Source organism: Campylobacter showae (assembly GCF_900699785.1).
Classification (GTDB): domain Bacteria; phylum Campylobacterota; class Campylobacteria; order Campylobacterales; family Campylobacteraceae; genus Campylobacter_A; species Campylobacter_A showae_D.
The window spans coordinates 817,110-830,079 of sequence record NZ_LR535679.1; the positions used below are offsets into that span (position 1 = coordinate 817,110).

Below are 12,970 nucleotides of genomic sequence, written 5' to 3' on the forward strand. Positions count from 1 at the left end.
CGCAAATTTGATAGCCTCCAGTAAATTTAGCTTTTAAGGCCAAATTTACGGGACTAAATTTGTAAATCGCTCAAGCTCGGCATTTTTTAAAACACCGAGCTTAGCGGTCAAATTTACAGATCGGTAGTGACGTCGTTTTCTACCTTGATCGTTACGGTTTGAGCCACGCCGTTACCGTCGTTTGCGCTGCCCGTAAACGATTTATGCGTAGCGTCAGATCCATCCGCACTCCATTGACCGCTCGATTTTGATTTTACGGTATCGTCGCTGCCGCCCTTGATCTCTAGTGTATTGCCTGATGCACCAAGGTCTAGCACGTCTTTTGGATCGACGTTTAGCACGGCGTTATTTACGGCGCTTACGTCGACTGAGTTTATATTTTCCGCTACTTTTGCGATCTTTGATAGATCGATATTGCCGTTTCCGTCTAGGCTGTTTATGACTATGTTGCCATTATTATTGGTTGTGGTCATCTTAGTGTCGTTGCCGGTACCCAAACCGACGCTCCCTACGGTTGCGCCGTCTTGAACGATGAGCGTATCATCGTGATTGCCCGTTCTTACGGAGTTTACTACGGTGCCTGCGTCTTTTACTATGACGGTATCCTCGGTATTTCCGCCGGTATTGTTATCGTCTCTAAAGTCGACGGCCGTATTTATGACGTTTACCTTCGCTCCGCTTTGAACGACGATAGTCTGCTCGCCGCTAAGTCCGTAGGCGTATAGAGCGCCCCTTACCTCGGCGCCGTCTTCGACGGTGATAGGCGCATTGCCGTTGCTTTGTATTCCGCCCACGCTAGTACCATCGCCCGAGACCGTTACGGTGCCGTTTCCGGTGTTTGCGCTAACTGCATGCTCGATATAGGCTTTGTTGTCTACGCGTATAATATCATCACCGGCGTGACCGCTCACGGAGTGCGCTCTCGTGCCGCTTCCGGTTACGGTTATCTTATCGTCGCCGCCCCAGCCGGCTATGCCCGCATTTACCGCATGCGCTCCGTCGCTTAGCACTATCTTGTCATCGTCTTCGCCGCCAGTGATGCTTCCGTTTACTCTAAGCTGCGAAGTAGTTAGCGCTTCGCCTACTACCGTTCCGGCGCCGGTTACGGTTATCTCGTCTTCGCCTGCGCCGCCGTCTACGGTTTTTTTAACTTTTGATCCGCTTGTTACATCGATTTTGTCTGCACCGTCTCCGCCTCTTACGTACTCATTTACGACCGCACCGTCTGAAATTTTGATAGTATCATTGTCTTCATTGCCGTCTACGCTACCGGTTACGACCGTGCCGGCTCCAGTTACGGTTATATTATCTTTACCCCATCTTCCTACTATGCCGTCGACCTTAGCCTTGTCGCTAACTAAAATAGTATCATCGCCGCCTCTACCGTTTATTGAGCTAACGTAGGTTTGATCGCCGGTTACGGTTATTTTGTCGTCTCCCGAATCGCCCCTCACCTCTCCTTCTACGTTTGCGCCATTTTTTACAGTGATGATATCAGCGCCGTCTCCGCCGAATATATGTTTCGCACTGGTTCCCGCACCGCTTAAAGTTATAGTATCGGCATCGGCGCCGCTGTCTACTATATCCAAAGCCGGATTTACCTGCTTTTCGTATATATCATTCATAGTTTTAGTGTCGCCTCTTATCTGCCCTATTACTTTGGCGCCGCCTTCTAGGGCTATGGTATCTTTTCCGGCTTCCCCTAATATATTGTTTATCGAAGAACTTCCTTTGGCAGTTATCACGTCGTCGCCTGCGCCGCCGCGGATGTTTCCTCTTACCGTAGCGTTTTCGACGTTTATGGTATCTATGCCGTCGTTGCCAAACACGTTACCTACGGTAGCGTTATTTTTAACGTTTATAATATCCGTGCCGTCGTTGCCTTCTATAGTAACGACCTTGGCTTTGTTTTCGACGGTTATAGTATCGTTGCCTTTATCGCCTTTTACTTCTTTTACGTAAGTATTTTCTCCCGAAACCTCGATAGTATCGTTATCTAGATCTCCGCTAACGTAGCCTTCTACTCTAGCGCCGTTTTTAACGTAAATTTTATCATCGCCGTGTCCGCCTTCGATTCTTTCTGCCACGGTAGCGTTATCTACGGTAATAGTATCTACGCCTTTATCGCCATGCACCGATTTTACTTTGGCTTTATCGCTGATCGTTATCGTAGAGTCGCCCGAGCTTACGTCGCCGACGCGAGACACTTCGGTATTTTCTCCGGTAACGGTTATGGTGTTATTTCCGGTTTCGCTATACATGCCCGCATTGGCTCCATAAACCCATCCGGCTACTTTAGAGCCGCCCTCTACGGTGATATTATTGCTGCCTTGATCTCCGGAAATATTGCCTTTTACGTTAGATTCGTTTTGCACCGAGATCTTATCATCTCCCTCTGCGCCTACTATGGCTACTCTGATCGGATTTCCTTGGCTATTTGTAGCGCTTTTGCCCTCTACCGTAGATTTATTTACGGTTATATCGTCTTTTCCGCCCTCGCCGTAAATAACTCCGCCGATAGTGCTCTCCGTGATATTTATAGTGTCCTTGCCGTCTACGCTACCGTCTGTAACGTTTTGTCTATGATCTGCGTCGCCGAATACGTTTTTCTTCACTTCGCTGTTTATTATATTGATCTCGTCGTCGCCTCTACCGCCCCAAATTTGACCGTCTACGGTTGAATTTTTGATAGTGATCTTATCGTTGCCGTGCTTGTTGTAGTCGTTTTGAGTCCCGCCTAGATAGCTATCGGCGTGCACGCCTTGGTGATTATGCGAAAGATCAGACGATTGTCCGGTTGCCCTATTGACGTATACGCCGTAAAAGCTATCCGCTCCGCCTATTTCGGAGTCGGTTATTTCTATCTCGTCGCCGCCGCCCTCGGTCAATATTCCGCCCACTTTAGAGCCATTTTTGACAAATACCTTATCGTCGCCGGAATTTGTAAAGATAGTTCCTTTTACGGTAGCGTCATCTACGGTAACTTTTTGATCATCCCTACTGTCTATGTCTATATCAAAAGCAACGGTAGCTTTATTTTGAACGGTTACGTCGTTTTTAGTCTCAAGCGTTCCGCCGCCGTTAGCTTCTCCTAATTTATAGCCCGTTATTCTGCTTACGCTAGTGTCTGCTCCATCGACTACTACCTTGTTATTTCCGGTGCCTAGTTGTACGCCGGCGTCATACTGATCCTTGGCTGCGCTAGAGTCTCTATCTCCTACGGTAGCGCCGCTTTTTACGTTGATGGTATCATCGCCGTCGCCGTCAAAGATAGCTTTTTTGATTACGGCTTTATCGCTAACGTTTATCGTATCGTCACCGCCGCCTGCAAAAACACTGCCTTGTATCGTCGTATGTTCGCCTTCTATGTTGATCTTATCATCGCCGCTGCCGCTGTTTACGTTATTTAAAATTTCGGCTCCGTTTTTAACGGTAATCGTATCGTCTCCGGTTCCGGTCGAAACCATATCGACTTTAGCGCCGTCTACGGTGATATCGTCGGCCTTATCGGAACCGAAAATTTTAGGTTTTACTGCGTTGTTAACTTTCACGATAGTAGTAGTTGCGGGATCGTACCCCGAAGTATCGGTCGTTTCGCTTGCTACCACTAACTTTTTAGCTTGATCAGAGCCTATGATTACGCTCTTATCCTTGCTTATATACCAACCGTCTTGAATGTCAAATTCCTCGGTGTTGTAGTTTAGATAAGCCTTTTCAAATGTCTGCGAATTTACGGTTTTGTTCTCTTTAGTCACGGTATATCCGCCCGGGATCGCCGAACTAAATAAAGAGCTCGTATTAGCCGTATTAAAATCTGCATACGGAGCCGCTACTTGACCGCTCACGGCACTGTCTAGAGCCTCGAAGTATTCATTTGATTTATCTAAATTTGTAGTTCTAACAGCTGCTTTAGCGCCTGTTTGGCTGATCTCCGCGTCATACGCCGATGACGGGATTTCGATCTTTTTCGGATTTAGTTGAGGTTCCGGTTGCGACTGCTGAGAACTAGCGCTCTCGGAAGCGCCCCTTGCAGCTGAGCCCTGATAAGCGTTACTGCTTTGCGAGCTTTGGCCGGCTCCGCCTAAATCGCCGTAAGTAGCGCTCACGTTTGATATATGACCGCCCTGAGTAAAAGAGACTTGGCTTAGACTAACGCCGTCTCCGTCGGCAGCGCCAGCACCGCCGCCTGCTGCGGTCGCTTCTAGATCTTGCAGTTCGGTTCCGTTAAGCAATGCTTGTTGTAACGCCTCAACGTTAGCCATCATCGCCTCGTTTCCAAAGCCCTCGTTTAGCGCTACACTTTGATCGAGCACCAGCGTATCTTTACCTAGCATTACGATATCTTTGCCGTTGTTTGCCGATATTACGATCTTAGACGCCGCGTCCTGCCCGACGACGCTCTCGCCGAGATAAACTAGATCTCCTACGTTTAGCTCTCTTTTTACGCCGTTGCTACCGATAGCTACGACTTTGCCCTCTATACTTTTTACTATTCCTGCTTGAGTTGGCATAAAAATTCCTTTTTGTGTTTTAAATTTGTGCGGATTATATAGTTATTTGGGATTTTTGTATATTGTACCAAAGTACAATGAGTTAAATTTTAGAGGCGTTGTAGCCAAATTTAGAGGCGCAAATTTAACTCTGCGCCCCTCAAATTTAGCCTAAATTTTAAAATTTCTTCTTTCTCACTTCCGCGACAATATTTTTAGCCATATCGTCGATCTGGCGCGTTATGTCATTTGTCGTATTTACGATAGAGATATTTTCGTGCGTGATGTTATCTATCGCGGATACCGACTCGTTTATCATATTTATCGCGCCGGTTTGCTCTTTTATATTTTCGCTCATATCGTTGATGCTTTGGGCTAGTACGTTTGCGTTGGCTTCGATTTCGCCGAGCGATTTTTGAGTGCGTTCAGCCAGCTTTCTAACCTCATCGGCCACGACGGCAAAGCCTCGTCCATGCTCGCCTGCGCGTGCCGCTTCGATAGCTGCGTTTAGAGCCAGCAAATTCGTCTGATCGGCGATGTCGCGGATGATTACGATGATGTTTTTGATCTCTTCGCTTTGGCGCGTCACGTCCTGTGCTTTTTGACTGATGGCGTTCATAGAACTACTCATCTGCTCGACCGCGGCGGCGCTTTCTTGGATAGAGTGGGCTTGTTTGCTTGCGCCCTCCGTCAAATTTCGCATAGAATCGGCCAAAATTTTAGCTCGCTCTTCTAGCATCTGCGCCTCTTTTAGATTTTCTTTTAACATATGACTCACGGCGGCGCCGGCACTCTCTATCCCTACGATCATATCTTTTAGGTCGCTTTCTAGCTCCTCCTGCACCTCGACTTTAGCTGTATAGTCGTTTTTATTGTAGGAACTTAGCACGCGCGCGATATCTTTTAAATTTGACGAGATAGAAGCAAAGAATCGGTTTAACAGCTCTTTTAGCTCGACTAGTGCAGGGTTGTTTGGATCTGCTTTGATAGTCGCGCCCATATGGCCCTTTATCATGAGGTTTGCGATGCCGTTCATCTCCTCGATTAGGGAGCTGTCTTTTTTGATGCCGCCTATGACCTTATCGATATTTTCATTAATAGCTCGGCTCATAACGCCAAATTCATCCTTCGTACTTACGACTAGCTTTTCAGGGGCTTTAGATGCTTCATAAGTAACAAATTTAAACGTATCGTCAAGCTTTTCTTGGATAGTTTTTATCGGGCTTAGAGATTTTTTAAGCAGTACGTAAACAAATAGCGAAAGCGCGATGATAAACACCGTAGCTAGCACAAGCTGAGCTTTTAAGAGCGGCAAAGTGTTGCTAGAAAAGGTATCCGCGCCGATGGCTGCGACCGCTAGCCAGCCTTGTTCGTTGATAGGTATAAGCTTGGCTGTTACGCTTTCGCCTTTGTAGTTGACGTATGGGATCAGGCCGTTTTCGTCAAACCTTTTTGCAGCGTATTCTTCCGCTAAATATTTACTCGCAGGGACGGTTTTTCCTACATTTGAGGGATCGCTATGCATTAGTATTAGACCGTCTTTATTCATCACGTAAACGTAACCGTATTCGGTCTTGCCCATATCGAGGATCTTTTTACTTAGAGCGTCGATTTTTAGATCTATCGCCGCTACGCCCGCAAATTTACCGCCCTCGTTTACCGGCACGGCAAAGGTCATAACTAAAATTTTATTTATCACATCTACGTAAGGCTCGGTATAGATAGTAGCATTTGCGGATTTTGCCTGCATATACCAGTCGCGACCGCGAGGATCGTATTTGTCGGCTTCGGGAGTAGATTTTGTATTATCTGACTGGAAGTAGTGACCGTCGCTCTCTCTGCCGTAGTAAATATAATCCACGATAGAATTTGACTGATCTTTTTCTAGAACTAGTGCTTTTAGTAGCTCCTCTTCGCTATATTGCGCTTTTTGGATTTTTACGCCTAGTTTTTTTACCGTGTCGATATAGTCTTTAAAAAATGATTCCGTAACGGCATCGACGTCTTGTAAAATTTGAGCCTGATTTTGACTGACGAGCTGGACAACTTTGTTTTGCGCCGTATAGTAGCTAACGGCGGAAATAGCGGCAAAAGAGACGATGAGCGAGACGATGAGCATCACGGCTATCTTGTTCGTGATTGACCTAAACATAAACGCTTCCTTTACAAATTTAAATTCAAAATAAACGTTAATTATAGCTTACAATAGTAAAACGGTGCTTAATCTTTAAATTTTATCTCTTGCGCTACCGATAAATTTGTTTTTTGGAGTAAAATTTAGGTCAAATTTGCAAAAAGGTATTTTATGTTTAAGGCTTTTAGAATTTACGATTTTATCAAAGATAACGAAAGCAGCGATTTTTACGGCGTATTCGTCGATAGACTATATCCTCGCGGCATAAAAAGGGAGATATTTAGCTCGTTTTTGTGGTTAAAATCGGTCACGCCTTCAAACGAGCTTAGAGCGTGGTTTCACGAAGATAGAGATGGGAGATTTAGCGAATTTAGGCTCAAATTTAAAAGCGAACTTGCAAACGAGGAAGCGGCGACGGGACTAAAAAAGCTAAGATCGCTAGAGAAAACTCACGGCAAAATTGCGCTACTAACGGCGACGAAGGATATAAATTTAAGTCACGTTACGGTGATTTTGGAAGCTCTGGGGGCGAAGGATTAAGTTTTACTTTTTGCGGGATTTTAAATTTTACTTTGGCAACGCGACTTTCAAATTTAAGTCAAAATCGGCAATTTTACGGCGATAAATTTAAAAAAGATGGAGCGGCGTCTTGCAGATCAAAACGCCGCATTAATATAATTAGAAGCGTTGTCCGATAGTAAATTCAAACGTGCTAGTATCGTCGCTATCCTGCTTGTTAAGCGGTTTAGCAAAGATAAGCTGAAGCGGCCCCATCGGCGTCACCCACTCGATACCTACGCCGGCGCTATATCTGCTGATACGTCCGTCGATATACTCGTATCCGGCCCTTCTTTGTACGTGCTTGCCCTCTATGACGCCGTAGTCAACAAACATCACGCCGCGCATTTTTACGCGCTCTATGATCGGGAAGCTAAGCTCGGCCGAGCTGTTAAACGAGATAGTGCCGCCCGTCTCATACCACTGACCGTTTAGGGCTTTAACCTTTGGCGAAACCGTCCTGCTCTCAAATCCGCGTAAATTTCTGATGCCGCCCAGGTATAGCTTTTCGTTGATCGGTATGTATCCGCGATCCCAAATTTTACCGAAGCTTGATTTAAATCTGAAAATAAGGTCGTAGTCCACCCACTCTCTGATGCCTTGATACCAGTTGAAATTCGTTCTGCTCTTTAAAAATTTCTCGTCACCGCCCACGCCCGCAAACTCTAGGCTAGTGCTTGCGATGATACCGGTACGAGGTAGATAATAATCATCCGTGCTGTTATACGTGATAGACGGGATAAGCGAGCTTTTGATGCTTTTGCCGTCTTTATAGCCGACGCTTTTTAGCACGTCGCTAAGTCCGCTGATACGGCTTTGCTCGATAACATAGCCTAAAGACGCGCTTAAATTTCTAGTTAGCTTTCTACCTAGTACTAAATTTAGACCGTATGATTTCTCGTCGTAGTTGTTCCAGTCGTAGTCGTTAGCGTATAGCGTGCCGCCTAGGCTGTACTCGGAGTCGAAAAGGCGCGGGTTAGTTAGACCTATCTGACCGGAGAGCTCGTTGTCGCTTCTATCGACGCTTATGACGCCTTTCATGCCGCTACCGAACACGTTCGTATCCGATAAACTCGCATTAAGTAGTAAGCCGTCCGAGCTGCCGTAGCCGATACCGCCGCTAATAGAGCCGGTGGAGGCCTCTTTTACTTTTACGAGTAGGTCGACTTGATTGGCTCCGACGCGCTGCTCTTCGATCTCGACCTCGTCAAAGTAGCTCGTTCGCTTTAGCGCGTCCTTGCTATCTTGCAGGTCTGTTCTGCTATATAAATTTCCCTCCGTGAGGTATAGCTCGCGTCTAACGACTCTATCTACGGTTCTATCGTTACCTGAAATTTGAACGTTTCTTATATATACTTTTTCGTCCGGCACGACCTCGTAGACGATACTTACGGTCTTATCCTCGACGTTTTTCTCGGTTTTTGGATTTATCCTTACAAATGCATAGCCCTTATCCGCTACCATATCGTCGAGCTTTTTCATGTCTTGTCTTAGGCGAGCGGAGTTCATCACGTCGCCGCCCTCTAGCCTAAAGTCTTTTAAAATTTTCTCTTTATCAAGCTCTAAAAACTCAGGCGCTTCGATGTCTACGCTAGATACTCTATACTGCTCACCCTCGGTCACGTAGTAGGTGAGATCTGCGGTGTAGTTATCCATATAGGCGTTTAGATACGGATTTGAGACCGTCGCGTCTAGGTAGCCTTTTTGATAGTATTTGTCTTGGATTCTCGCAGGATCGTTCGGTAGCTCGAAAAGCTTAACCTTACCGTCGTTTCTGCCCCACATCCAGCCCATAAATTCGCGCTCTTTATTAGCCACCACAGGCTCCACGTCGTCATAATCAAAAAGCTTTGCGCCGACTAAATTTACGTTTTCTATTATGATATTTTCGCCGCGGTTTATGTTCATCGTGACAAAAAGGCTGCTTTCATTGCCCGCTACCGGCTCTTTTGTTACGTCTACGATCGTGTCAAAGTAGCCTTTTGACTCGTAATACTGCCTTATGCGCTCTTTTGCGCGCTCGATGGCTAGCTCGTCGTACATATTGCCTTGTTTGATGTTGATTAGTCCGTCGATAGCGGTTTTGTCGTTAGTTACTACGCCTTTGATATCGATACGAGCGATGCTAGGCTTCTCTTTTACCGTTACGGTTACGTCGCCGCCCTCGTTTTCGATATAGATATCGTCGAAGTAGCCCTGCCTAAACAGCTTTGCGATCGCCCTATCCGTGCTATCGCCGCTTAGCTCGTCGCCGACTTTTAGCCCCATTATCTCCTTTGCGGTTTCGGGAGACAGATGGATGAGACCTTTAAAATTTATGGAAGTTATCTGCTGGGCATTTGCCAAAACTGCGCCCAAAAGTAGTAGAAAAACGCTTTTTTTCATTGATTTAACCTAAAAGTGATGATAAGGCTGTATAATAGCACATTTTATTTTTAAACAATATAAATTTAAAAGGCGAATTTATGAAAATCGGTATCGTAGGCCTAGGACTCATCGGCGGCTCGCTAGGTCTTAGCCTAAAAAACGAAAAACTAATCAGCTGCGTTAGCGGCATGGATCTAAGCAAAGAGCACGAAAAACAGGCGATCAAGCTCGGTCTCGTGCATGAAATTTTGACACTTGAGCAGATGAAGCAAAAGTGCGATATGATATTTCTAGCCATCCCCGTAGAAGGCATCATCAAAATCGTCAAAGAATTTGAAGGTATCGGCGAAAACACGACCATCGTCGATCTTGGTAGCACCAAGCAAAAAATAATCGAGGCCGTGCCAGAGAGCATCAGGCAAAATTTCATCCCCGCTCACCCGATGGCGGGCACCGAGTACTCCGGCCCGACTGCCGCGTTTTCTGGGCTTTTTAAAGACGCCGTCGTAGCTATCTGCGACTTTAAAGAAAGCGGCGAGATGCACGTCAAGCGCTCGGTCGAGCTCTTTTCGCACCTAGGCATGAAAATCATTTTTATGAGCGCGGCGGAGCACGATCATCACGCCAGCGTCATCTCTCACCTACCCCACGCTATCAGCTTTTCGCTAGCTAGCAGCGTACTAAAAAAGGAAAACAAAAAAAATATCATCGCACTAAGCGGCACGGGATTTAACGGCATGATCAGGATCGCAAAAAGCTCGCCAGTGATGTGGACGGATATCTTTAAACAAAACAAGCAAAATTTGATAAATTCGATAGACCTTTTCAAAAAAGAACTTGACGAATGCGAAAATTTAATCAAAAACGAGCAGTGGGACGAGCTGCGAGAATGGATGGGCGAAGCTAGAAAAATACGCGAAATTTTATAAATTCAGGCGCAAATTTACCTTAAATTTATCGCTTTTTAGTAAAATCGGTCTCTTTAAGATTTAGGAGATTTTTATGAGAAGACGCGGCAATCCGAATTTGATATTTTTCGGCGTTATTATTTTACTTTTAGTTGCGGCGATAGCTTTTTTATTTACTTCAAAAACATTTGAGCGCGAAGCGCCGAACATCGCTATCTCAGATCAAATTTACTGGAACCTGACCTCGCCTCTGCCGATCAAAATAACCGACGAAGGCGGCGTGAAATCGGTTAAAATCTCGCTCGTAGACGAAAAAGGCAGCGTAAATTTATTGACTCAAAAATTTGAAGCGCCGTCTGAGATCGTCGATTTAAATTTGACCTTTCCGAAAACGGGATTCGGAGCGCAAAAAGATATCTACAACATCGTGATCGAGGCCACGGATACTAGCAAATGGGGATTTTTCCTCGGCAACACGCAAAAAAAAGAGGTCAAAATCACCGTCGATAACAAAAAACCCGACGTAAACATCCTAAACCACTCGTACGCCATCACAAAAGGCGGTAGCGCGACGGTCGTATTTAAGGCTACCGACGAGATGCTAAAAGAGGTCTATATCGAGACCAATTACGGTAAGAAATTTATCCCGAGCAAATTCGTAAAAGGCGGCTACTACGCCTCGCTAGTGGCTTGGCCGGCACAGCAAGGCTCGTTTAGCGCCGACGTCGTGGCGCTTGACGCAGCGGGAAATATAACCAAAAGCAAGATAAGATTTTTCTACCAAGACAAAAAATACCGCACCTCAAAGATAAAACTAGACGGTCAAAGTAGATTTTTAAACGAAAAAATCCCGGAACTAGCGCAGCAATACGCAAAAAATTATGACGCAATGAGCAATCTGGAAAAGATGAAATTCGTCAATGAAAATCTCCGCGAGGCAAACGAAAAAATAATCTCGCAAATCGCTGCAAAAGTTGAGATAGACGCGGCTGAAAACTTTAGCGTAAATAAATTTTATCCGCTAAAAAACGGTAAAGCCGTGGCGAGCTTTGGCGACCACAGATATTATACATTTGAGGATAAAGACGTCAGCGAAAGCTGGCACATGGGTATCGACCTAGCCTCGACCCAAAAAGCCGACATCGTGGCTAGCAATGACGGCACGGTCGAATTTGCCGCGGATAACGGCATCTATGGGCGCAACATCCTGATAAACCATGGATTCGGGCTATTTTCTCTCTATGGGCACTGCAGCTCGCTAAACGTCAAAGCAGGCGACTCGGTCAAGGCTGGCGACGTCATCGCAAACACGGGCGTTACGGGTCTAGCGATGGGCGATCACTTGCACTTTGGCATGCTAGTTCAAGGCATAGAAGTGCGCCCCGAAGAGTGGATGGATAACGGCTGGATGAAGGATAACGTAACCGGCGTTTTAAGCGCAGCTAAAAAAATGGTCGAATAAATTTGCCATTTTGTTGTAAATTTGTTGTATAATGGCAAGAATAAGAAAAATAAGGGCGAAAATTTGAAACAAACAACCATAAAATCAACCGTAGAAGGCGTAGGTATCGGGCTTCACAAGGGCGAGCCGATAAAAATCACGCTTGAACCGCTCGGGGCAAATTCGGGAATAATATTTTACAGAAAAGACCTCGGAGTGAGCTTTAAGGCAGAGCCGAAAAACGTGATAAACACTCAAATGGCTACCGTTATCGGCGGCAAAGAGGGCTACGTCTCGACGATCGAGCATCTGCTAAGCGCGGTAAACGGCTACGGCATCGACAACGTTCGTATCGTCCTAGACGCCAACGAAGTTCCCGTTATGGACGGCTCGGCGATAAGCTACTGCATGATGCTCGATGAAGCCGGCACGGCGGAGCTTGACGCGGACAAAAAAGTAATCGTAATCAAACGCCCGGTAGAAGTAAATAAAAACGGAAAATTTGCCAGAGTAACGCCGTCGAATAACCCGAAATTCGACTTTACGATCAAATTTGCCCATCCGATAATCGGTGAGCAAAATTACGTGTTCGAGTTTAGCAAACAAGCCTATATCGAGGAGATCGCGCGCGCTAGGACGTTTGGATTTTTAAAAGACGTACAGATGCTAAGGGCGCAAAATTTAGCCCTCGGCGGTAGCCTAGATAACGCCGTAGTTATCGACGACAATAAAATTTTAAATCCTGAAGGTCTACGCTTTGAAAACGAATTCGTTCGTCATAAAATTTTAGACGCGATCGGCGATCTAAGCCTGATGGGCGCGCCTTTGATGGCTGATTATACGAGCTTTGCGGGCAGCCACGAGCTAAACCACGAGCTAACGCTGGCTATCCTAAGCGACGATAAAAACTACGAAATCGTCACGCTAAAAGGCGATTTCGCGCGCGAGTACCAAAAGGTATTTGCATAAAAAATATCCAAATTTTAGTTATCGCTCTTAGCTCGCCGCTAATCGTCGGCATTTATGACGAAAACGGCGAGCTTATAGAGCAAATTTCTAGCGAAGAAAAATC

6 protein-coding genes and 2 pseudogenes are annotated in these 12,970 nt (G+C 45.8%); 4 read left to right on the top strand and 4 right to left on the bottom strand.

All coding sequences use genetic code 11. The annotated features are described in order from the left end of the window. Window positions 1–113: 113 nt before the first annotated feature. From E4V70_RS04045 to E4V70_RS11225, 3 genes and pseudogenes are all read right to left on the bottom strand, one after another. On the bottom strand, window positions 114–4,511 hold the full coding sequence (locus E4V70_RS04045) for a retention module-containing protein (RefSeq protein WP_122863302.1): 4,398 nt from the start codon (window positions 4,509–4,511) through the stop codon (window positions 114–116). A 157-nt stretch (window positions 4,512–4,668) separates the two neighbouring features. Next, window positions 4,669–5,070, bottom strand: a pseudogene (locus E4V70_RS11220) (methyl-accepting chemotaxis protein); the annotation flags it as partial. A gap of 834 nt (window positions 5,071–5,904) precedes the next feature. After that, window positions 5,905–6,642, bottom strand: a pseudogene (locus E4V70_RS11225) (cache domain-containing protein); the annotation flags it as partial. A 153-nt stretch (window positions 6,643–6,795) separates the two neighbouring features. Here E4V70_RS11225 and E4V70_RS04055 point away from each other — a divergent pair. After that, window positions 6,796–7,164, top strand: a complete 369-nt coding sequence (locus tag E4V70_RS04055; protein WP_122863300.1) for a DUF488 domain-containing protein — start codon at window positions 6,796–6,798, stop codon at window positions 7,162–7,164. 138 nt (window positions 7,165–7,302) lie between these two features. Here the strand turns inward: E4V70_RS04055 and bamA are convergent, their stop codons facing one another. Beyond that, window positions 7,303–9,567: an outer membrane protein assembly factor BamA gene (bamA, locus tag E4V70_RS04060; RefSeq protein ID WP_122863299.1), complete on the bottom strand. Its 2,265-nt coding sequence runs from the start codon at window positions 9,565–9,567 to the stop codon at window positions 7,303–7,305. Between the two features lie 80 nt (window positions 9,568–9,647). Here bamA and E4V70_RS04065 point away from each other — a divergent pair, with 80 nt between their 5' ends. The 3 genes from E4V70_RS04065 to lpxC all read left to right on the top strand — a co-directional run bounded on the left by E4V70_RS04065 (window position 9,648) and on the right by lpxC (window position 12,867). After that, complete coding sequence (locus tag E4V70_RS04065) at window positions 9,648–10,478, top strand: prephenate dehydrogenase (RefSeq protein WP_122863298.1); 831 nt, start codon at window positions 9,648–9,650, stop codon at window positions 10,476–10,478. Window positions 10,479–10,551: 73 nt separating this feature from the next. Further along, window positions 10,552–11,919, top strand: coding sequence for a peptidoglycan metallopeptidase Pgp6 (pgp6, locus tag E4V70_RS04070; protein WP_122863297.1), 1,368 nt, complete (start codon window positions 10,552–10,554; stop codon window positions 11,917–11,919). A gap of 63 nt (window positions 11,920–11,982) precedes the next feature. Next, window positions 11,983–12,867, top strand: coding sequence for a UDP-3-O-acyl-N-acetylglucosamine deacetylase (gene lpxC, locus E4V70_RS04075; protein WP_122863296.1), 885 nt, complete (start codon window positions 11,983–11,985; stop codon window positions 12,865–12,867). The last annotated feature ends 103 nt before the right edge of the window (window positions 12,868–12,970 follow it).

Excerpts from the sequence above, each read along its gene's own strand:
- E4V70_RS04055 (WP_122863300.1), top strand. The coding sequence starts at position 6,796 with ATGTTTAAGGCTTTTAGAATTTACGATTTTATCAAAGATAACGAAAGC.
- bamA (WP_122863299.1), bottom strand. The coding sequence starts at position 9,567 with ATGAAAAAAAGCGTTTTTCTACTACTTTTGGGCGCAGTTTTGGCAAAT.
- pgp6 (WP_122863297.1), top strand. The coding sequence starts at position 10,552 with ATGAGAAGACGCGGCAATCCGAATTTGATATTTTTCGGCGTTATTATT.
- E4V70_RS04065 (WP_122863298.1), top strand. The coding sequence starts at position 9,648 with ATGAAAATCGGTATCGTAGGCCTAGGACTCATCGGCGGCTCGCTAGGT.
- E4V70_RS04045 (WP_122863302.1), bottom strand. The coding sequence starts at position 4,511 with ATGCCAACTCAAGCAGGAATAGTAAAAAGTATAGAGGGCAAAGTCGTA.